Raw genomic sequence first — 20,208 nt, 5'->3', positions numbered from 1 at the left:
GAATTATCCTTTCACCAGTCCGGTAAAACCCATAAAGGCCATTGACATCAGACCTGCGGTAATCAGGCCAATAGCGGCTCCCTGAAAAGGGACAGGAACATCAGCAACAGCAAGACGTTCACGCATGCCAGCAAAAATAATTAATACCATTGAGAAGCCTAGCGCAGCACCGAAGCCGTACAAAGCTGATTCGATAAAGCCATGTTTCTCTTGAACATTGAGTAAAGCAACGCCAAGTACGGCACAGTTTGTAGTAATCAGAGGCAGAAAGATGCCTAATACTTGATAAAGCAGCGGGCTGGTTTTATGAACAACCATTTCAGTGAATTGAACAACTACGGCGATCACAAAAATGAAACTGATAGTGCGTAAAAATTCAATACCAAATGGTGCCAGTAAATATTCATTGATCAGATAGCTACTAATAGAAGACAGGGTCAACACAAACGTTGTGGCAAGCGCCATTCCCATAGCCGTTTCCAGCTTACGTGACACACCCATAAACGGGCAAAGTCCCAGGAATTTGACGAGGACAATATTGTTGACCAGTATCGTACTTATGAGTATGAGGGCATAATCTGCCATTTAATAACCTACTGATTGTCTCGGGAATTAGTTGTCATTCCAGCACGGATTTATTCGGCTGTGAATGGTAATCAGTAATTATAGCTTAAAAAGCATCAATATCGAAGCTATAGCAACGAGTTTGATGCCTTATCTGTGAGCAACTTATCAGACAAATTGGCAATGATGTTTTCACATCAATATTGCTTACAGTTCTCGACGTTGCTGAACTGCCTGAGCCAGCTCTCTGAGAAGATCTTCTGTATTGTCCCAAGCCATACAGGCATCAGTAATGCTTTGGCCATAGACTAACTCTTTACCTGTCTCGGCATTCTGGCGGCCAGCGACCAAGTTACTCTCTAACATCAGTCCAATGACGCGTTTCTCTCCGCTAGCTACCTGAGCAGCTACTTCGCGACAAACGGTTTCTTGTTGAATATGATTTTTTCCACTGTTGGCATGGCTACAGTCGATCATTATTCTGACATCCTGGCCGGAACGCGTAATGACTTCGGCAGCAGCATTAATGCTGTCACTATCAAAATTAGGTTCACGGCCACCACGTAAGATAATGTGGCAGTCTGGGTTTCCTGTTGTGGAGAAAATAGCGGAGCGACCAGCTTTAGTCAATGACATGAAATGGTGAGGTTTTGATGCTGAAAGACAGGCATCTACTGCAATTTGAACGCCACCATCTGTCGCATTTTTAAAGCCAACAGGACAGGATAAACCTGATGCCAGTTCACGATGAGCCTGACTTTCAGTGGTTCTGGCACCTATGGCTCCCCATGACACCAAATCAGCGATATATTGCGGGCTGATTAAGTCCAGATATTCGGTGGCTGAAGGTACGCCCATTTCAGCAAGATCTAGAAGTAACTTGCGCGCAATGTGAAGTCCATCGTTGATTTTGAAGCTGCCATCAAGATAGGGATCGTTAATTAATCCTTTCCATCCAACCACAGAACGGGGTTTCTCAAAATAAACTCGCATGATGATCTGTAAGTCATCTTTAAGTTCTTCAATCAAAGGTCGGAGTCTTGTGGCATACTCACGTGCAGCAAGAGGATCGTGTATAGAGCATGGACCGACGATGATAGTTAAACGATCATCGCGTTTGTGCAGAATATCCTGTGTCGCTTTACGAGCATGAAAAACTGTTTCCGATGCCTGATCGGTAATGGGTAATTCCTCATGAAGTTGAGCCGGAGGGATCACTTCCTGAATGCCAGTGATTCGCAGGTCGTCTGTGCTGTAGAGCATAGTATGTATGGTATCGATGAATTAAACACAGAATTGTAACCGCTGAAGGCGTTTTGTGCTATCTCAAGCATGTGACAATTAATAATGTGATGGTTCAAACGGAGGATCGGATCCTGTGGCACACTATATGCAGAAAAACTTATGACTATGGAATAAGTCAAATATATGGCGTTAAGGTTTGGAAGAAAGGATCAACTATGCGGCTGGTAGAGTCATTTAAGCAGGGTCAAGAAAAGCTTGAGTCAATTAATTCAGAAATAAAAAGTCGAGTAGAAACAACACTCAAAAACTGGCCGGAAACAATCAATAAAAAAGTCTCTGATATCCGAAACTTCTCGCTGCCATGGACGCAGTATTTTCATTTCTTTCATGATAGTGAAGAAGTAATTGTTAATGATATCGAAACGACTCCTAAGTTAAGTGAAAAGTTTGCTGAGCTACATAAACGTATAGAGTCTAATCTGGGAGTTGAGAATTACATTGGGGAATGGTTTCTAGTCGATCAGGCATGTATTGATCAGTTTGCACAAGCGACAGGCGATCACCAATGGATTCATACCGATCCGTTAAAAGCGAAAAATGAGTCACCGTTTAAATCAACCATTGCTCATGGTTTTTTAACTTTATCTTTGATACCCAAACTGACTGACACGGTTAATCCTGAGAAAAATGACTACCCTGAAGCTAGAATGCTGGTCAATTATGGAATGAACAAAGTGGTTTTCCCATCACCAGTTAGAGCGGGTAAACGTATACGAGCTCGAACTCGGATTATTGCTGTGACGCCCCTTCGACGAGGCTTGGAATTAGTACGTGAAGTCACAATTGAAGTTGAAAATAGTAAGCGACCAGCGTGTATCGCGGAAATGTTATTACGTTTATATGAATAATAAAAAAGGCGGTTGAATCACCGCCTTTTTTGTTTCGATAAGATGTATGTCCTATCAGAACATAGCACTATTGATCCACAGATGGACATAAATACTGGCGGCATAACCCAGAGCAATAGCCCATATCCACTTGATATGAGAAAAGAATGTGTAAATGCCCCGGGCTTGACCCATAACAGCCACACCTGCTGCAGAGCCAATCGATAACAACGAACCGCCAACACCAGCAGTAAGTGTTACTAACAGCCATTGTCCCTGACTCATATCAGGATTCATCGACAGTACGGCGAACATTACCGGAATGTTATCTACGATCGCAGATACAATACCGACCAAAATATTGGCTGTAGTTGGACCTAAGTCCCCATACATCAATTGTGAACCTAAGTTGAGATAGCCGATTGTTCCCAAACCACCGACACATAAAATAATGCCGTAAAAGAACATTAAGGTGTCCCATTCTGCCCGTTCAACTTGTTGGAAAATATTAAAAGGTTTGCGGCGATCCAATCCTTCAATTTTGACACCTGCTGATCCTTCTGCATCTGATGTTGTGTTGATGAAGGTGCGTCTGTCACGCATTTTTAATGTGTAACCATAGAGTTTTAATAAACCCAGACCTGTCATCATGCCAATCACTGGCGGCAAATGAAGGAAATTATGCGCACAGACAGCCATGCCGATGGTGAGTAAGAATAATCCGACTACCACGATAGCGCCTTCTTTGAGTTCTGCCTCATCTGAATTAGCTTGTGGTTGTCCATTTTTGATAGCTAGAGACATTAACATGGCTGGTACAAACCAATTCACTACAGAAGGAAGAAATAGCTTAAAGAACTCCTGAAACTCAACAACGCCTTTTTGCCACACCATGAGTGTCGTGATATCACCAAACGGACTAAAAGCGCCACCGGCATTGGCTGCAACAACAATATTGATGCAGGCGACAGAGACAAATTTGATATTGGTACCGCCGACGGCCATAACAACAGTTGCCATCAATAAAGCAGTGGTCAGGTTATCAGCGATTGGTGAGATGAAGAAGGCTAAAAGACCTGTGATCCAGAAGATGCTACGTAAAGAAAAACCTTTATTGATTAACCATGCACGCAGACTGTTAAATACACCGCGTTCCCCCATAGTGTTGATGTAGGTCATCGCTGCCAGTAAGAATAATAATAATTCACCATACTCTTCGAGGTTATGACGAATCATTAAGCCAGCAGTGTGATGATATTCTGAATTTGGTTGTTGGGCATAGATAAGTGCAATCAATCCCCATATGACACCTGCAGCCACCATAACGGGTTTGGATTTTCGCATATGAATTTCTTCTTCAACGATTACTAAAGCATAGGCAACCACGAATAAGAAGATAGACACATAACCCACCCAATGCGAGGTGAGGTCCAACAGCTTTGCATTCTCTGCTGCAAAAGCAGAGTGGGGTAGCACTAAAAGTGCGGCAAAACTGAAGAGGAGCCATGAGCGTCCTTGAAGAAATGATTTCACGACTAAAATCCTTATGAATGACGAGACCCGGCAATAATACGCCCGAAAACTACATGAACAAATGATTTATTAGTTAACGACGCTATCGTGAAATCCTTTAGAGGCATCTGCAACCAGATCAAAAACATGATTAAAGCCATTTTGGCCACCGTAATATGGATCTGGCACATCAGACTCTTCTCGCTGTGGTGCATAGTCTAAAAACATTTTGATTTTATCTTTATAAGCATCAGGACAGGCATCCATCAGAATCTCATAATTACTGGTATCCATAGCCAGAATATAATCAAACTCTTCAAAATCTGCTTGCTTAAATTTTCGGGCACGGATGTAAGACAGATCGATACCACGTTGCTTTGCCGTTTGTTGAGCCCGGCTGTCAGGTTGTTCACCGACGTGATAAGCATGGGTGCCAGCCGAGTCGATCAGAAAACGGTCTCTCGTGCCTAAATCCTCTGTTAATTTTGTAAATACACCTTCAGCGGTTGGTGAGCGACAGATATTACCCATGCAGACAAAAAGTACTTTTATTTGATTCATTATTTATTTCTTTTGCTTAACTAGTGAAAATTGAGAGTAAAGATAAATGAAATCAATCAATTATCAATTTAAATTTCAGAAAGAAGCTGGTCTATCATTGACTCAGCCTGACCCATATAACCACCGCCAAATAAATTAAGATGATTCAAAATATGGTAAAGGTTATACAAGGTTTTACGTGTTGAATAGCCCGAGTTTACAGGATAGACAGAGTTATATGCAGCAAAAAAATCCCGGCCAAAACCACCAAATAATTCTGTCATCGCTAAGTCCGTTTCACGATCGCCATAGTAACAAGCCGGATCGAAAATGACCGGTTGTCCAAGATCATCAGCTGCTGCATTCCCACCCCATAAGTCACCATGTAGTAGTGAGGGTTGAGGCTGGTGATTTTCAAGCAGTTTATCCAGATTATCAATGAGTTTTTCACCGCGAGATTGTAGACGACCTGTGTAACCATTTTGAGCAGCAAACTCAAGTTGCTGACCTAAGCGCTCATCTCGCCAGAAGGTTAACCAATCATGTGTTTGATCATTGATTTGTGGGGTGCTACCAATTGTATTATCCATTTGCCAGCCAAAGAAGGGCTGTTTGACGTTATGCATATGGGCTAGCTGTTCACCTAGAGTAATATTGCCATCACCGCGTAAACCTCTGAGGGGAATATATTCCAACACCAGGTAACTATGCTGTTGATTTGACCCCTGACATATAACCTCAGGAACCCGAACGCTCTTAGTTGCTGCCATCTCCTGCAAACCGAGAGCTTCTGCTTCAAACATATGCGATAAGGAAGGCTGATTAATTTTTATAAAATAACTTTGTTGTTCAGTCTTCAGTTGATAAGCGCTGTTTATACAGCCGCCGCCAATACTGCTTATTTGATATGGCTGAAGACTCTGATTGGTGGTTGATTCAATATGTTCAACAATGGAGTCAAGTTGTGCCATTACTGTACCTATTTGGATTGAGAAATATCTTAAGGATATGAGCTAAGCGTTGATGCATCAAGTTTCACATAAACGATTCACTTGTGTTATCTCAATGTTAATAACTAATAAAAAGGTGTCAGAACCATCAACCATATGGATTGTCCGTTTTTTTATTGATGTTTGCTATGTAAGCTGAACAATATTTACAGATGGCATAAGGAGCTTGTCTATGACTATTAACCCAAAACAACGAGTGGCATTACATGCTGCTAATCTGGTTGAGCAAGATATGATCGTGGGTCTGGGGACGGGTTCTACCGCGAATTTTTTTATTGAAGCTCTGGCAAAACGTTGTAAGACGGAAAAATTAAAAATTCATACGGTGAGTAGCTCTGCAATCAGTGAGATTAAAGCGCGTGAAGCAGGGCTGCCAGTGCTATCTATCGTAGAGCTCGATGCGCTTGATATGTATGTGGATGGAGCCGATGAAGTCACACCCGATCTGACTTTGTTGAAAGGGCGCGGACAGGATCTCGTTAATGAAAAATTGTTAGCTTCAGCTGCTGATCAGTTTTTTGTATTAGTAGATGAATCGAAACTGGTGGAGCATATTGGACAAAACTTTCCGATTCCAGTTGAAGTCATGCCGCAAGCCTGGCGTCTGGTTTTGACCCAACTTAAACAGCAAGGTGGTGAAGGTCAGCTTCGACTGAATGCTTCTGGCGATAATGTCGCTGTCACAGCAAGTGGTAGTTTGGTGCTTGATATGCAATTCAAACAAATGGATAGCTTAGAATTAACCATGATACTAGATACTATTCCTGGTATTGTTCAGCATGGTATTTTCAGTGACACAGCATCTGCCGTTTTTATCGGTGGGGAGTCAGAAGTGGAAGAGCATTGGCGGTAAAAGCTAACGGTAAAAAAAAGGGGGAATTCATTTCCCCCCTTATACATTCTAATAATGAATTAGGCTTTTTTTAGTTCATCTAAAATGGTTTCTGCTTTAGATTTACCAAACTCGCCTGAGCCTTCAACGCCGATATACGTCACCACACCATCTTTCAGGATGCAGGCAAAACGATAACAACGGACACCCATTCCTCCAGCAGTTAAGTCACGATCTAAGCCCATGGCTTTAGTCAGCTCAGCGCTACCGTCAGCCATCATTCTAACTTTGCCCTCATTATTGACTTGTCGACCCCAGGCACCCATAACAAAAGCATCATTAACAGCCATACACCAGATTTCATCGGCACCAGCCGCTTTGATTTCATCTGCAAGTCGAATAAAGCCAGGTAAATGCTCTTCTGAGCACAGTGGAGTGAAAGCACCGGGAACGCCAAAAAGAACAATTGTCTTACCAGCAGTCAATGATTGAACGTTCTGTGGTTGAGGGTTCACAGGGCAGCCACTGCTCGCCGAAAAATCAACACATTCAGAAAGTGTCGCTGCGGGAATTTTCTGTCCAGTTTCTATTGTCATAATTGCTCCTTAATCCGTTATTTTTATTTACAGGGTATCTAGCATAAGGCAATCGTTAACAGATAAAAACACTATGAAACATGCGGGTTTATCAGTTTGGAATTGTGCTGGTGAGTCGATATCATGTTGATCACTAAATTGAATTGAAGGGATATAAACATATGGCTGAAAAACAATTACGCTGGGGAATTCTAGGTGCTGCTCGTGTTAACGAAAAACTACTGCCCGCTATTGTTGAAGCAGCTAATGCAGAGCTAGTGGCTATTGCCAGTCGTCGTCCTGGCGCGGCGGCAGAAATATTGCAAAAGTTGGCGCCACAAGAAACGGCTGTAGAAACGCTCGATGATCCGGAAGCCTTACTTTCTCATCCAAACATTGATGCAATTTATCTACCGATGTCCAATGAAGAGCACGCCGAATGGGCGCTCAAAGCCATTAATCACGGTAAACATGTGTTAATTGAAAAACCGATGGCTCTCACCGTGGCAGATATTGATGCTATAGAAGCAGCCGCCAAAGCAAATAATGTCACGGTAATGGAAGGCTTTATGTATATCTTCCATCCTCAGCATGATTATGTAGGACAGCTGATTGATGATGGCAAAATTGGTGATGTACGAACGGTGAAAACTGCCTTTGCTTTTCCGATGAAACCGGCCCGAATGTATCGGATAGATCGCGATATTAATGATGGTGGTGGTGCGATGTGGGACATTGGTCCATATGCTATCCATACTGCCAGATTGTGGTTTGATAATGAGCCTGTTTCGGCAATGGCGATGGCTAAGCTTAATGACAGCGGTGCAGACGTTAGTTTAAGTGGTGTTTTTGATTTTACCGATGGTAAGTTTGCTCACTTCGAAATGAGCTTTGAGCATGCCAGACGTAGCGAATATGAGATTATCGGTACTAAAGGTGGCATCAAATGTCATACCGTTTGGCAACCTGAAACTGAAGAAGCGACGATAAGCTGGTGGAATGATGAAGAAGAACAAACCGTATCAATACCAAAAGCCAACCATTTTAATCTGGAAATAGAATACTTTTCAGATTGTATCCTGCAAGGTAAGGCGCCTAAGCTCACCATGGCGGATGCGAGAAATAATTGTGCTGCAATTTGTGCTGCATTAGCTTCGGTAAGAGAAGGAACAAAAATTCAATTATCTGACTAGATATTGATCGTTATAAACAAAAAAGCCGTGGTAGAACACCACGGCTTTTTTTATTGCTGAAGTTATTTTACTTTGCGGCGAAGACCGATAAATCCTAACAAAGCAGGTGCAAACATGAATGCTGCCGCTGGAACGGGTACAGCTGAAGGAAGAGTGACTTCTTCAATCCCGGCATACAAAACATTTGGTTGACTGTAGTTGTAAAAACCAAAAGAACCATTACTGAATGCACCAGTGATGCTTAGTTCTTTAATACCATTGACGAATACTTCTACTAAAGAAGACGTAAAGGTAATATCAAAGTCATATGTTTCATAATCTACCCAACCTGTATCGCCCAGGTTAGTTGCACGGGCCAATTCGGTCACATTATTGCTTGGATCATGAGCCCAAGCACCAGAGTTATCACCTAGTACACCACTAACCTGTGAGATAGCCAGTCCTTTTTTACCAGTTCCGTTATAATTCTGATTTCCTTGTTTCCAGTCGATAAGCAGATAATCAGCAGATGAGTTGGTTAGGTCATTATTATTATAACCCAAGACAAACCCGATATAATCATCATCAGAAGTAGTCTCTACCGTTATCTGACCGGATAATGCAGTGCCCTGACTATTTTTATTGTTATGAAAAACAGTAGGGTTATTATTCAAGGTTTGTTTAACAGCGTTATTACCCGACTGTAATACCCAGTTACCATTACCGTTTGCTTTCCATGAAGACAAATCAACGGGTTGAGGGGCCGCCATAGCTGTAGTGGATATTGCTCCAAGAATGATGCTACCAAAGAGAATGTTTTGTAACGTTTTTTTCATGCCATTTTCCTTATTTGTAAAGTGAAAATGCAACTCAGCCATCTCAATTATCAGCATACTTGAGACCTGTAGCTTTCCGTGCTTGGCTCGCACCAAGGTCGGCTATGAATTTAGTGCTGACTAATTCAGCATCCAAATTTTAACTTAGTTTGCATTGATAGAAAATAAGGATTTTTGATTTTTATTAACAAAAATTAACGTCTTTACGCGGGAGGATTTTGGTTATTTGCCAGATTATGATGCATAAAAAAAGCAATCGAGTTAACTTGCTATAGTCGGAATATTATATTGTTTTTTGCAAAGGCCGACTCAAATTAACAACTAGTTCACAGTTTTATTGTGATACTGGTCACGTGATCTAACAAATGCTGTGAGACGCATCTCAAAACATATAACTCACAGTGGTTAACTTCCAAAGTGATTTGTAATATCGAACCATCTGAATGGTTCAGATAACCGCATTGTTGAATGTTTTAACAATGTGTTTTTTATAAAGCCAAACTCGTCGTGAGGCGGGGTCGGAAAGCCACGGGTCTCTGGTTTGATTGGAGATGGCCGGGTTGCATTGCTTCATATATTAAATAGGAATTTATTATGAAAAAAGCGATGCTATTTGCTGTAGCTCTTTTATTTTCGGTTGGTGTTAATGCCGCTACGTTATCTATGTCTGGTGCTGGTTCTACTTTTGAGCAGAAGGTTGATGTACCAAACGGTAGCGTAGTTTTAGGTGGTGGCACTGTAAGTGAAGGACCAGGTACATGGTTCTCATTGTTTGATGTTAAAACAAACACAGACACAGCTGCTAAAATCGAGTGGTCATTTAATCCTACTAGCTCATTAGCAGGGGCCACGTTAAGATTTAACAACGGTGTTGATGGTATTCAGTTGTTTAACATTGCCGGTGACTTTAGTTTTACAGCAATGATTTATCATGGGTATACAGCATGGGTTGACATCATTGATGCAACTAGGAATGTATTTAAATATGATGTTTCTGTGTCAGCTGTACCAGTACCTGCTGCGTTGTTCTTATTCGCTCCAGTCCTGTTAGGTTTCTTGGGTCTGCGTAGAAAAACAGCTGTAGCAGCTGCATAAACTTGAAGTAAAAATCAAGTTAACAATTGTTAGTTAGATTGAAAGGGGAGCTTCGGTTCCCCTTTTTTTATGTCCGAAAATCTTCTCTTGCTAAAACAAGTTCATTTGCTTTGTTGGTTTATGAAATAAGTCGGTTCGTAGAACCGATGAAGACGGGTTTAATTGGTATTTCTTGATCGCGACGTTGAATCGTTTTTTGACCATTTCTGCATAAATGCCTTCACCCTGCAGTCGATAACCAAACCTTGGGTCATTTGTTTTGCCACTTCTGGAATCCTTAATGCGATTCATAACGTGTTCTGCTTTGTCAGGGTAATGGATTTGTAACCAATCGCTGAAAAGGGGGCTGACCTCTCTTGGCAGTCTGACAAAAATATACTCGATACTCTCTGCCCCAGCTTTTACACAAGCATCAATAATATTTTCTAACTCTGTATCTGTTAGCACTGGAATGACAGGGGCAATGAGAACTGATACGGGAATTCCATTATCTATGAGTGTACTAATTGTTTGCAGGCGTCGTTGTGGGCTGCTGGCACGAGGTTCGAGTTTCCTGGCAAGTGTTTTATCTAATGTTGTAATTGAGAGCTGAACATTTACCAGTTGCTTCTCAGCAAGTTGCTTAAGTAAATCGATATCGCGTTCTATCAGTGATGACTTTGTGACAATATTGACTGGATGGTTAAACTCAATCATTAGCTTAAGTATGTCCCGGGTGATTTTATAATCACGCTCTATTGGCTGATAGGGATCGGTGTTTGCACCCAGAGAAAGCGTTGAGCAGTGGTAATTTTTTGCCATCAACTCAGCACGAAGTATGTCCGCTGCATTGGGCTTAATGGTTAGTTTTGTTTCAAAATCGATTCCGGGTGAGAGTCCTAGATAGGCATGTGAAGGACGTGCGTAACAGTAGATGCAGCCATGTTCACAGCCACGATATGGATTAATTGATTGTTGGAATGGAACATCAGGCGATTGGTTTTTACTAATAATGCTGCGAGGGGTTTCTACACTAATGACAGTGGGGATGAGGGCTGGTTCATCATGAAACCAGCCATCATCAATTTCAGTGCGTTGAAACTCATTGAAGCGGCCGTCAATACCATTAATCGTTCCCCGACCTTTTTGGGCTTTAGGGTGTGCTGACATTAGTCAGACAGGTAATACTCAATAGTTGAAACAACCCGGACTTTTTTTATCTGCGGATTATTGTTATCGCGTGCGCTGATGCTGAACTGTCCCTGGCTGGCTTTACGGATCTTACCGAGCGTACTATCAGAGTCCTGAGCAAATTTTTCAGCAACCTCACGTGCTTTTCTGGTTGCTTCTTCAATCATTTGTGGTTTGACTTCATTGAGACGAGTAAACAAATATTCAGGTTGGGCAGCATAGTTGTTGCCAGTTAAAACAATACCTTGCTTACCAAGCTCAGAGAGTTGGCCCATCACTTGTCGTACGGTATCAATGGCATCAGAATAAACCGTGACTGTTTGTACAGCCGTATAACGAAATTCAGCACGCTCATTACCTCCATATTGTTGGGCAGATTTATCTGTAATGGCCGGTGCGCTGATGGTGACATCAGTACGTTTGATTCCATGTTTAGTCAGGAAGGAGATAATGGTATTGGTGTTGGTATCAACATCATTATATAAGGCTTGCAAATTATTACTTGCCAGTGTGAATTGGATAGGCCATATCACCACATCTGCAGTGAACTCTCTTTCAGCCAAACCTTTCACTGTCACTGTTCGTTCATATTCTTTGTATTTGATGGCAGCATTTGAGAGAAACCAGCCTAAACTGCTAAAACCAAGAACTAAGGCAATACCGAGAATCAGACTGCTGGTTTTATTGAACGATGACATACGTGACTCCTCTCACTCGAAGGAAATATACCTGCAGTGTAAAGCAAACGCCGCTTATGATCGACGGGAAAAATGCTCTTTTGAAAATGCTATTCGCTGTTCAATGCTCATTTTTTTTGCATTCGTTAATGCTTCAACTTTTTTCAGCCGTGGTAATAAGCCTTCGCCATTCGCGACTTGAATACTAAGGCCTGGTCGGGCATTGAGTTCAAGTAGCATTGGGCCTTTTGTTCTATCTAAAACAATATCTGTACCGAGATAGCCCAGACCTGACATTTCATAACATGAGGCTGATAAATGCAGTAACTGATCCCAATGCGGTACCTGAAGATCGAGCAGATTTCTTCCTGTATCAGGATGTAACAACACCGGACGATCAAACTGCACCGCACGCACCGCACTGCCATTACCGATGTCCAGACCCACGCCAACAGCACCTTGGTGAAGATTAGCTTTACCGTTAGAGTCTGCAGTAGATAGACGCATCATCGCCATTACCGGAAACCCCTTGAAAACGATAACACGGGTATCTGGTACACCTTCAAACGTATAGCCATTGAAGCAATCATCAAATTGGATAAGAGCTTCAATGATAGCCACGTCAGTACGACCGCCGAGTGAGAATAGGCCGGCGAGAATATTTGATACATGACGTTCAAGGTCAGCCAGTTTCAGAATTTGGCCATTAGCTTTGTGATAACCAAAATCATCAGAACCAGTGACAACTAAAATTCCTTTGCCGCCAGAACCATGTGCAGGCTTGATACAAAAACCGGCAGTATTTTTGATGATATCGAGCAGATCATCAACCTGATGTTGTTCAGTGATTGTCCCAATAAGATCGGGTGCATTCACACCAGCTTCCAGGACGATTTCTTTAGTCTGTAATTTATCATCGACCAGAGGATAAAGGCGTCTGGGATTATAGCGGCTAATATAAGCAATATTCCGTTCGTTCATTCCAAGCACGCCAATCTTGGCGAGCTTGTTTGGGTGAACGTACCGAGATTTGACGTCTTTCAGCCAATTCAGCACATTCAGATTCATAGGTGATCCTCAGTTAACGGTTTGAAGCGTTTTAACTCGAGCAGACGATAACCAGTGTAATTACCTGCCATTAACACTAATCCCATTAGAATCAACTGTATGCCGAGGAAGTTGAATGTTAAATGACGAATGAATTCGTTATTCATCGCTAAGTAGGCCAAAACAGCCACTAACAGAGAGCCACCACCTTGAATGACGACCTGGTGTGGTCCTTCTTCTTCCCATAAAACGGACATACGTTCAATGGTCCATGCCAGAATAATCATTGGGAAGAAGGTGATTTTCATACCTTCAGTTAAACCCAGTTTATAGGCAAGAATGGAGAATATGGCGATGATCCCTATGACCATAATGATGACCGCGGATATTCGGGCCACCAGGAGCAGGTTGAGATAGGACAAGTATGAGCGAATCAATAACCCTGTTCCGACAATCAATAAGAAACCTACAAGACCGGTGACCAGACTGGTCTGAATAAAGGCAAGGGCGATCAATACTGGCATAAAGGTACCAGATGTTTTTAAACCCACCAGAATACGCATTAGAACAACGACCAGAACACCCACAGGTATTAATAAAATACCTTTAAACAGTGCCTGTTCTTCAAGAGGCAAGGTATAAAGAGAGAAGTTAATCAGTTTCTCATCAGCAAATTTCTGATTTAGAGCCACACCAAAAGGCAGCTCCTGCTGAATCATGGAGAACGTGACATGTGAGTTGGTGCCACCAATCAGTTCAAGCACAGGGCCAGAGTGATACTCCCAAAGTAATAAATTCTCTGGTCGGCCTTGTTCACCGGTTTCAGGATTAAATAACTGATAATCACTGCCATCAAATACCTGAATATAGGTAACAAGTTCTTGTCTTCTACGTCCATCTTCGAGGAACAAAGCATGAACCTGACGAGCGGGTACGCCTGCTTGTTGTAATAACTGAACTATCCACTGCGTTTGTGGTTTTAATTGAGCTAATAACTCAGCATTTTGTGATTGGTTTTTGAATTCCTGAATTAATTCTCTGGCCAGTGTGTAAGGTGTTGAAGAACGTTCTTCGGCACGATCAAGTAGCTGATTAGCTGAGGTCGCATAAGGTTCTTTTTCAATGCTGACTTTCAACGCTGGTGGCTGACTCGGTTCAGGTGGTACAGCGTATGGATCCAACAGCATATCAACCTTGTAATACAAGGCTTGTTCACCACTAGCATGGCGGATTGACCATTCAGCCCGGTGTCCACCATTGTCGCGTTTTGTATAAGCCAGACCATAACCCGGGCTGGCTGTTTGTTGGCTGAGCTGAGTGAAACCGGGTTGTGTTCCAGGAATAGCAAGCGACGCCAGCACTTCTTTGCCTTGTGCTTCAAACTCCACTTTGGCCTCAATAGACCAGGTTTGGCGCTGTTCTCCCGGAAGCCATGGAATATCAAACGTGTAATGTCTATGTAAGGTTAAACCCAGGCCTGAGACGATCAGCAAGCCCACCAACAGATAAAATGCTTTACGAGATGTCACGGCCTGGATTCCTTATTTCTTCTTCGTTTTGCTGACAGATGGCGCTTGCGGTTGATTTTGAACAATCTCGGGTTTTGGCTGAACATTGTCTTTGGCTACGTCTACAACGGCAACATCACGTAAGAACTCACGTCCCAATAAGATTGGGTAGTTCATTTGAGTACGGTCATTCAAAGTGAACTCTGCCACCTCGGTCATTTTGCCAAGACGCACGGTGAGTGAAGCAACAGGTCTTTTGTCTAATTTTTCTGAAGAAGCCTGACGAATTTTGACGTAACGTACCAGCGGTGCTTCTACAACAAAGCTGTCATCGCCATCATCTGGTGCTAAGCGGAAACGCACCCAGTTTTTACCATCTTTTTCAAATGGAGTGATATCGATAGCGCTAATAGATGATGTGGTAGCGCCGGTATCGACACGGGCTTCATAAACGCGGTTAACAGCTTCTATCCATAACCATTCTGTTTTACCGACAACGAGTTTATTGCCAATATTAGTACTGACAGCTGCTGGCTTAGGACAGAGTGGGGGGGCAGCATCACCTTTATGTTGTTTAACGATAACCGTGTCAATCTTGCCTTCAATGACATCCATACGTCCATCAAACTGACGTTGTGTCTTACTGATTTTCTGTAGCTCATCAGCTTGTGATTTTTCCTGTTTGCTTAAGCCGTCACATTGCTGTTGTATTTGTTGAATCAAACGCGATTCAGTCTGTTGTAGAGATTCCGTTAATTCGGTAGCAGACACGGGAGGCGTTTGCGGACCTTGTTGAATACAAGCGCTTAAAAAAAGAGTTGAAGTTGCAATCAGAACGAATAGTCTAGACATAATGACCTTGTAAGGATAATTGATTAGATTTACTAAAAAAATAGCGGCTATTGTAGCAGACACAGTGGTTTTGATAAGCAGACTCTTAATAAATCTTAAGATATATTTAGCGTTTCAATAACAAATGGATATAGCGTCCCATATCCCTATAGGTCGGCATACGACAATACTTATGTTCAAGTTCGAATAACACCGTCTGGTCACTATTGTCTCGGGCTTGCTGACTCATATAATCATTAAATACACGTACGCCAGTATGCGTTTCGACAGTAAATCCCGCGCGATGAACAACATCAATAATTTCATGCGGGAATTGTGGATTTGGTGGCGTTAACTTATTGCCTTTGCCGATATAACTATCATCAAGAATAGGTGGCAAGCGCCAACCACCTTTTATGACATTGCTATAAACCATGGCATTTCTGTTGTAGAACAGCAGTGATAAGTAACCACCAGGACGGACTTTGTCCATAATCGTCTGCAAAGACGCTATCGGCTCACTTAACCATTCCAGTACAGCATGACAGATCACCAAATCAAATTGAGGAAGCTGTTTAGCTAGACTTTGTGCTGATTGCTGATAAAAGTCGGCTTGAATATTGGCCTGCTCAAAATTGGTTTTAGCCGTGTTAAGCATTCTTTCAGACAAATCACATAGCGTCAGTTGATGACCGTGCTCAGCCAGCCAGAGGCTGATTTGCCCCTGACCACAACCTGCATCCCATACAGTAATAGGCGATGCTGCAGTGAACTGTGCCAGATCTTCTTTTAATAAACGTAGTCGCCATTCGCCCTTAACGGTATCGTAGATTTTGCTATCGAATCTATCGAATAAATCATCAAAATTACGATCGTGTTTTATTGTCATGCGCTTTTCGTTAATAAGGCATCTAATAAGTTATCAAGGGCGACGATACGGTCCTCTGCTTCTGGCATGTCCTCAACAAATCGCAACTTGTCCTGACCATCTAACTTAAACTTCTTAGACTGCTTTTGAATGAGGTTGATAATGGTCATCGGATCCACGCTTGGTGACTCTTCAAACAATAGTCGTCCACCCTGGTCAAACACATCGATTTTACGAATACCGATTTGTTTGGCTTTAAAGCGCAGCTCATGAATTGCAAATAAGGTTTTCACCTGTTCAGGTAATAAACCAAAACGATCAATCATTTCTACCTGTAGTTCATGTAAGGCTTCATTATCCGCTGCTGCAGAGATACGTTTATAAAGCACCAGACGCGTATGTACATCAGGTAAATAATCAGATGGAATCAGGGCTGGAACGTGAAGATCAATTTCAACAAAATGCCGGTCTGATTGATTCAGGCTTGGCTCTTTACCCGATCTCAATGCTCTGACAGCGCGCTCAAGTAGTTCGTTATACAGATTGAAACCAATCTCCTGCATCTGACCGCTTTGTTCATCACCGAGTAACTCGCCAGCACCACGGATTTCCATATCATGCGTAGCTAAAGTAAAACCAGTGCCTAAGTCTTCGATAGACTCAATGGCTTCCAGACGTTTCACCGCATCTTTGGTCATGACTTTTTGTGGTGGCGTAATGAGATAAGCATAAGCCCGGTGATGCGAACGCCCGACACGACCACGAATTTGATAAAGCTGCGCCAGACCCAGCTTATCAGCACGATCAATAAAGATAGTATTGGCGGTTGGCACGTCGATTCCGGTTTCAATAATGGTTGTGCAAACCAACACATTAAAACGCTGATGATAAAAGTCGAGCATAACCTGCTCTAATTCACGCTCACGCATTTGACCATGCGCGACGGCGACTTTAGCCTCAGGCAGAATCGCTTCAATTTCACGGGCAACACGATCAATGTCTTCTACTTTGTTATGCAGGAAGTAAACCTGACCGCCACGTTTGATTTCACGCAACATGCCTTCACGTATTTTCTCAGCATCCCATTGTAAAACAAAGGTTTTAATGGCCAGACGACGAGCAGGTGCTGTAGCAATAATCGACAAATCCCGAATACCGGAAATCGACATATTTAAGGTGCGTGGGATTGGTGTTGCTGTCAGCGTCAGCACATCTATATGAGCACGGTATTTTTTTATCTGCTCTTTCTGAGTCACACCAAATCGATGTTCCTCATCCAGAATAAACAGACCAAGACGTTTAGGATCAATATCTTGCTGGAGTAATTTATGTGTGCCGATAATGATATCGGCATTACCTTCACTGATGCCTGTTTTGACTTTATCCAGCGCTTTTTTAGATTGGAAACGTGATAACACTTCCACTTTCACAGGCCAGTCGGCAAAGCGATCTTTGAAGTTTTCGTAATGTTGTTGTGCTAGCAGGGTAGTGGGGACTAATACCATCACTTGTTTGCCGGAATGCACTGCCATAAACGCTGCACGCATCGCCACTTCGGTTTTACCAAAACCAACATCACCACAGATCAGCCTGTCCATCGGGTGTTCAGATAACATATCGCTGATGACCGCATCAATCGCATCCTGCTGATCTGGTGTCGGCTCAAAAGGGAAGGCTGCTGCAAAAGCGGCATAGTCTTCATCCGGCATATCCATCGGCTGTTTTTTATTCGCCGCCCGACGTGCATAAATATCCAATAATTCTGCCGCTACATCGCGTGCTTTTTCAGCTGCACGTTTGCGGGCTTTTTCCCATTGGCCAGTACCAAGCTTATGTAATGGGGCCAATTCAGGAGCGGCGCCAGAGTAACGACTGATTAAGTCCAGGGAAGCCACAGGCACATAAAGCTTATCGCCTTTGGCATATTCTAAAGTCACATATTCTGCTTTGACATCGCCGATATCCAACGTTTGCAGACCAAGATAACGACCAACACCATGATCTTCGTGAACAACGGCATCACCGATAGATAATTCAGCCAGGTTACGAATAATGGCATCGGTATCACGTTTCTTGCGACTGCGGCGTCGGCGCTGCATGACCTGTTGACCAAACAACTGCGTTTCGGCAATAACAGTCAGGTTTTCATTACCTAATAACAAACCTTGCTCAAGCGGTGCGACAGTGATGGCTAAGTGATCATCACCATCAATAAAGGCATCCCAATTACTGACCGGCTGGCACTTAATATCGTGCTGACGCAGCATATCCACTAATGTTTCGCGGCGGCCTGCACTTTCAGCAGCAAATAAAACACGTCCATCAAACTGGGAAATAAACTGTTGTAATGCCTCACACGGTTTATCTTTACGAGCATTCATTGTCAGTTGTGGCGGCATACCACTGCCGTAATTAATATGACCCGCTTTGTCCTGCTGCTCAAAGCTTTGTAACTGCATTCGCTGATAGGACTTGAAGCGACCGAATAACTCTTCAACAGGAATGAATACGTGTTGAGGTTCAAGTAAAGGACGTTCTGGATTGACTCGATGTTGACGATAACGCTCACTGATTTCCTGCCAGTATCGGTCGGCACCGACATGTGGGTCAGCAATACTGACAATCAGCGTATTCTCTGGGAGATAGTCGAGCAGGCTATTGGTTTCTTCAAAAAATAATGGCAGGTAAAACTCAATGCCACCCGGCACATTACCATCACTGACTTCCCGGTAAATAAAGCTACGTTGAGGGTCACCTTCAAAATGGCGACGAAACTGTTGCCGGAATAGCTGAATACCGTCTTCAGTCATCGGAAATTCGCGAGCTGGCAATAGCTGAATGCTATTAATGGTATCTATCGAACGCTGTGTTTCCGGATCAAAGGTTCTTAGGGTATCAATTTCATCATCGAACAAATCAATCCGGTAGGGCAGTTTGCTGCCCATTGGGTACAAATCAATAATCGCCCCACGTACGGTAAATTCGCCATGTTCCATGACTTGTGAAACATTACGATAGCCCGCTTTTTCCAGCTTTAAACGCCAGCTCTCAATATCAAATTGATCGCCTGTTTTGAGAATCAACGTGTTGCCTTCAAGGAAAGCACGGGGAGCAATACGTTGCATTAATGTCGCGATCGGCACCATTAACAGACCTTGTTTAAAGTCAGGTAATTGATGCAGAGTTTCTAATCGTTCTGAGACGATATCCTGATGGGGTGAAAAAGTATCGTATGGCAGTGTTTCCCAGTCTGGGAAATGCAAAACAGGTCGCTTATCGTCACCCAGGAAAAATGTTGCTTCTAATTCCAGCCGATGTGCGCTATTCATGTCATCGGTAATCACCAGCAGTGGGCCATCATGTTGTTGCGCCGCTTTCGCTAATAACAAACCTTGTGCGCTGCCATAAAGCTGGCCTGCATAGAGTATTTCTTTATTAGATGGCGGTAGCTGGGGATTGAGAAGATTAGGCTGAGTATGATTCACTAGTCTGATTCGTTACAAAAACGCCTATTTTCACATAAAACGAAGAAGTCTTGTCACAAAGACCTGAATTAAGGCACATTATCCCTTATAATTTATAAGTGATTACATGCTTGAATCAATTAGCAAAGGTGCGGGAGAATAATAATGAAACGAATCGAAAATGTCGTGTTGCTAAAAACCATTGGAAGTGCAGAACTGATAGCAGCTCTAGCGATGTTTTACTTTTTTTATACTGATATACCTGCCTTGATTGGCGGCTTTATTTTGCTGGGCTTATCAGCAAATAGCTTCTATCAAGCGCATAAATGTTACCAGCGTCAGTACGCGCCCAGACAAAACGACCACACTTGAAAT

The 20,208-nt window shown here is 42.8% G+C and carries 19 protein-coding genes and 2 riboswitches; of the genes, 5 read left to right on the top strand and 14 right to left on the bottom strand.

The features are described from left to right. Positions 1–3: 3 nt before the first annotated feature. Together rsxA and BM232_RS11635 are read right to left on the bottom strand one after the other, a co-directional pair. Entirely contained in the window at positions 4–585 is a 582-nt protein-coding gene (gene rsxA / locus BM232_RS11640) for an electron transport complex subunit RsxA (protein ID WP_091714898.1), read from the bottom strand. 186 nt (positions 586–771) lie between these two features. Continuing rightward, a complete protein-coding gene (locus BM232_RS11635) occupies positions 772–1,827 on the bottom strand; it encodes a 3-deoxy-7-phosphoheptulonate synthase (protein WP_091714895.1) in 1,056 nt (351 codons plus the stop codon). Between the two features lie 197 nt (positions 1,828–2,024). Between BM232_RS11635 and BM232_RS11630 the strand changes: the two genes are divergently transcribed. Further along, positions 2,025–2,717: a MaoC family dehydratase gene (locus BM232_RS11630; RefSeq protein ID WP_091714894.1), complete on the top strand. Its 693-nt coding sequence runs from the start codon at positions 2,025–2,027 to the stop codon at positions 2,715–2,717. 54 nt (positions 2,718–2,771) lie between these two features. Here the strand turns inward: BM232_RS11630 and nhaD are convergent, their stop codons facing one another. The 3 genes from nhaD to BM232_RS11615 all read right to left on the bottom strand — a co-directional run bounded on the left by nhaD (position 2,772) and on the right by BM232_RS11615 (position 5,719). Further along, positions 2,772–4,229, bottom strand: a complete 1,458-nt coding sequence (nhaD, locus tag BM232_RS11625) for a sodium:proton antiporter NhaD (protein WP_091714892.1) — start codon at positions 4,227–4,229, stop codon at positions 2,772–2,774. A 69-nt stretch (positions 4,230–4,298) separates the two neighbouring features. Beyond that, the gene (locus tag BM232_RS11620) at positions 4,299–4,769 is read right to left on the bottom strand and encodes a low molecular weight protein-tyrosine-phosphatase (protein ID WP_091714889.1); all 471 of its coding nucleotides are present in this window, start codon (positions 4,767–4,769) and stop codon (positions 4,299–4,301) included. 68 nt (positions 4,770–4,837) lie between these two features. Further along, the gene (locus BM232_RS11615; protein ID WP_091714887.1) at positions 4,838–5,719 is read right to left on the bottom strand and encodes a fructosamine kinase family protein; all 882 of its coding nucleotides are present in this window, start codon (positions 5,717–5,719) and stop codon (positions 4,838–4,840) included. 211 nt (positions 5,720–5,930) lie between these two features. Here BM232_RS11615 and rpiA point away from each other — a divergent pair, with 211 nt between their 5' ends. Beyond that, positions 5,931–6,611, top strand: coding sequence for a ribose-5-phosphate isomerase RpiA (rpiA, locus tag BM232_RS11610; RefSeq protein WP_177207321.1), 681 nt, complete (start codon positions 5,931–5,933; stop codon positions 6,609–6,611). Positions 6,612–6,670: 59 nt separating this feature from the next. Here rpiA and BM232_RS11605 read toward each other — a convergent pair whose 3' ends face one another. Next, positions 6,671–7,186, bottom strand: a complete 516-nt coding sequence (locus tag BM232_RS11605) for a peroxiredoxin (protein WP_091714884.1) — start codon at positions 7,184–7,186, stop codon at positions 6,671–6,673. Between the two features lie 161 nt (positions 7,187–7,347). Between BM232_RS11605 and BM232_RS11600 the strand changes: the two genes are divergently transcribed. Continuing rightward, positions 7,348–8,358 carry a Gfo/Idh/MocA family protein gene (locus BM232_RS11600; RefSeq protein WP_091714881.1) on the top strand — a complete coding sequence of 337 codons (1,011 nt, stop codon included), beginning with the start codon at positions 7,348–7,350 and terminating at the stop codon, positions 8,356–8,358. A gap of 62 nt (positions 8,359–8,420) precedes the next feature. On the opposite strand, the gene BM232_RS11595 is transcribed toward BM232_RS11600, so the two are convergent. Beyond that, entirely contained in the window at positions 8,421–9,173 is a 753-nt protein-coding gene (locus tag BM232_RS11595; RefSeq protein ID WP_091714879.1) for a PEP-CTERM sorting domain-containing protein, read from the bottom strand. Positions 9,174–9,198: 25 nt separating this feature from the next. Further along, positions 9,199–9,286, bottom strand: a riboswitch (cyclic di-GMP riboswitch). Positions 9,287–9,658: 372 nt separating this feature from the next. Beyond that, a riboswitch (cyclic di-GMP riboswitch) is annotated at positions 9,659–9,741 on the top strand. 26 nt (positions 9,742–9,767) lie between these two features. Here BM232_RS11595 and BM232_RS11590 point away from each other — a divergent pair. Continuing rightward, entirely contained in the window at positions 9,768–10,268 is a 501-nt protein-coding gene (locus tag BM232_RS11590) for a hypothetical protein (RefSeq protein WP_091714876.1), read from the top strand. A 90-nt stretch (positions 10,269–10,358) separates the two neighbouring features. Here BM232_RS11590 and BM232_RS11585 read toward each other — a convergent pair whose 3' ends face one another. The 7 genes from BM232_RS11585 to mfd form a co-directional block, all read right to left on the bottom strand. Next, positions 10,359–11,417, bottom strand: coding sequence for a PA0069 family radical SAM protein (locus tag BM232_RS11585; RefSeq protein ID WP_091714873.1), 1,059 nt, complete (start codon positions 11,415–11,417; stop codon positions 10,359–10,361). Next, complete coding sequence (locus tag BM232_RS11580; RefSeq protein WP_091714871.1) at positions 11,417–12,136, bottom strand: SIMPL domain-containing protein; 720 nt, start codon at positions 12,134–12,136, stop codon at positions 11,417–11,419. The genes BM232_RS11585 and BM232_RS11580 overlap by 1 nt, the downstream gene beginning before the upstream one ends. Before the next feature lie 54 nt (positions 12,137–12,190). Next, entirely contained in the window at positions 12,191–13,183 is a 993-nt protein-coding gene (locus tag BM232_RS11575; RefSeq protein WP_091714868.1) for an alpha-L-glutamate ligase-like protein, read from the bottom strand. Continuing rightward, positions 13,180–14,691, bottom strand: a complete 1,512-nt coding sequence (locus BM232_RS11570) for an inactive transglutaminase family protein (RefSeq protein WP_091714866.1) — start codon at positions 14,689–14,691, stop codon at positions 13,180–13,182. Before BM232_RS11570 ends, BM232_RS11575 begins: the two co-directional genes overlap by 4 nt. Positions 14,692–14,703: 12 nt before the next feature. Next, a complete protein-coding gene (locus tag BM232_RS11565; RefSeq protein ID WP_091714864.1) occupies positions 14,704–15,522 on the bottom strand; it encodes an ATP-dependent zinc protease family protein in 819 nt (272 codons plus the stop codon). 106 nt (positions 15,523–15,628) lie between these two features. Beyond that, complete coding sequence (locus BM232_RS11560; RefSeq protein ID WP_091714862.1) at positions 15,629–16,390, bottom strand: methyltransferase domain-containing protein; 762 nt, start codon at positions 16,388–16,390, stop codon at positions 15,629–15,631. Further along, the gene (gene mfd / locus BM232_RS11555) at positions 16,387–19,854 is read right to left on the bottom strand and encodes a transcription-repair coupling factor (protein ID WP_091714860.1); all 3,468 of its coding nucleotides are present in this window, start codon (positions 19,852–19,854) and stop codon (positions 16,387–16,389) included. The genes BM232_RS11560 and mfd overlap by 4 nt, the downstream gene beginning before the upstream one ends. Positions 19,855–19,998: 144 nt before the next feature. On the opposite strand from mfd, the gene BM232_RS11550 reads away from it, so the two are divergent. Further along, the gene (locus tag BM232_RS11550; protein WP_091714858.1) at positions 19,999–20,205 is read left to right on the top strand and encodes a hypothetical protein; all 207 of its coding nucleotides are present in this window, start codon (positions 19,999–20,001) and stop codon (positions 20,203–20,205) included. The last annotated feature ends 3 nt before the right edge of the window (positions 20,206–20,208 follow it).

The sequence above is a fragment of the Methylophaga sulfidovorans genome, from assembly GCF_900114205.1.
In the GTDB taxonomy this organism is placed as follows: Bacteria; Pseudomonadota; Gammaproteobacteria; order Nitrosococcales; family Methylophagaceae; genus Methylophaga; species Methylophaga sulfidovorans.
This window is presented reverse-complemented; position numbering and strand designations above follow the sequence as displayed.

Coding starts and splice junctions, on each gene's coding strand:
- rsxA (WP_091714898.1), bottom strand. CDS start 585: ATGGCAGATTATGCCCTCATACTCATAAGTACGATACTGGTCAACAAT.
- BM232_RS11635 (WP_091714895.1), bottom strand. CDS start 1,827: ATGCTCTACAGCACAGACGACCTGCGAATCACTGGCATTCAGGAAGTG.
- BM232_RS11630 (WP_091714894.1), top strand. CDS start 2,025: ATGCGGCTGGTAGAGTCATTTAAGCAGGGTCAAGAAAAGCTTGAGTCA.
- BM232_RS11620 (WP_091714889.1), bottom strand. CDS start 4,769: ATGAATCAAATAAAAGTACTTTTTGTCTGCATGGGTAATATCTGTCGC.
- BM232_RS11615 (WP_091714887.1), bottom strand. CDS start 5,719: ATGGCACAACTTGACTCCATTGTTGAACATATTGAATCAACCACCAAT.
- rpiA (WP_177207321.1), top strand. CDS start 5,931: ATGACTATTAACCCAAAACAACGAGTGGCATTACATGCTGCTAATCTG.
- BM232_RS11605 (WP_091714884.1), bottom strand. CDS start 7,186: ATGACAATAGAAACTGGACAGAAAATTCCCGCAGCGACACTTTCTGAA.
- BM232_RS11600 (WP_091714881.1), top strand. CDS start 7,348: ATGGCTGAAAAACAATTACGCTGGGGAATTCTAGGTGCTGCTCGTGTT.
- BM232_RS11595 (WP_091714879.1), bottom strand. CDS start 9,173: ATGAAAAAAACGTTACAAAACATTCTCTTTGGTAGCATCATTCTTGGA.
- BM232_RS11590 (WP_091714876.1), top strand. CDS start 9,768: ATGAAAAAAGCGATGCTATTTGCTGTAGCTCTTTTATTTTCGGTTGGT.
- BM232_RS11585 (WP_091714873.1), bottom strand. CDS start 11,417: ATGTCAGCACACCCTAAAGCCCAAAAAGGTCGGGGAACGATTAATGGT.
- BM232_RS11580 (WP_091714871.1), bottom strand. CDS start 12,136: ATGTCATCGTTCAATAAAACCAGCAGTCTGATTCTCGGTATTGCCTTA.
- BM232_RS11575 (WP_091714868.1), bottom strand. CDS start 13,183: ATGAATCTGAATGTGCTGAATTGGCTGAAAGACGTCAAATCTCGGTAC.
- BM232_RS11565 (WP_091714864.1), bottom strand. CDS start 15,522: ATGTCTAGACTATTCGTTCTGATTGCAACTTCAACTCTTTTTTTAAGC.
- BM232_RS11560 (WP_091714862.1), bottom strand. CDS start 16,390: ATGACAATAAAACACGATCGTAATTTTGATGATTTATTCGATAGATTC.
- BM232_RS11550 (WP_091714858.1), top strand. CDS start 19,999: ATGAAACGAATCGAAAATGTCGTGTTGCTAAAAACCATTGGAAGTGCA.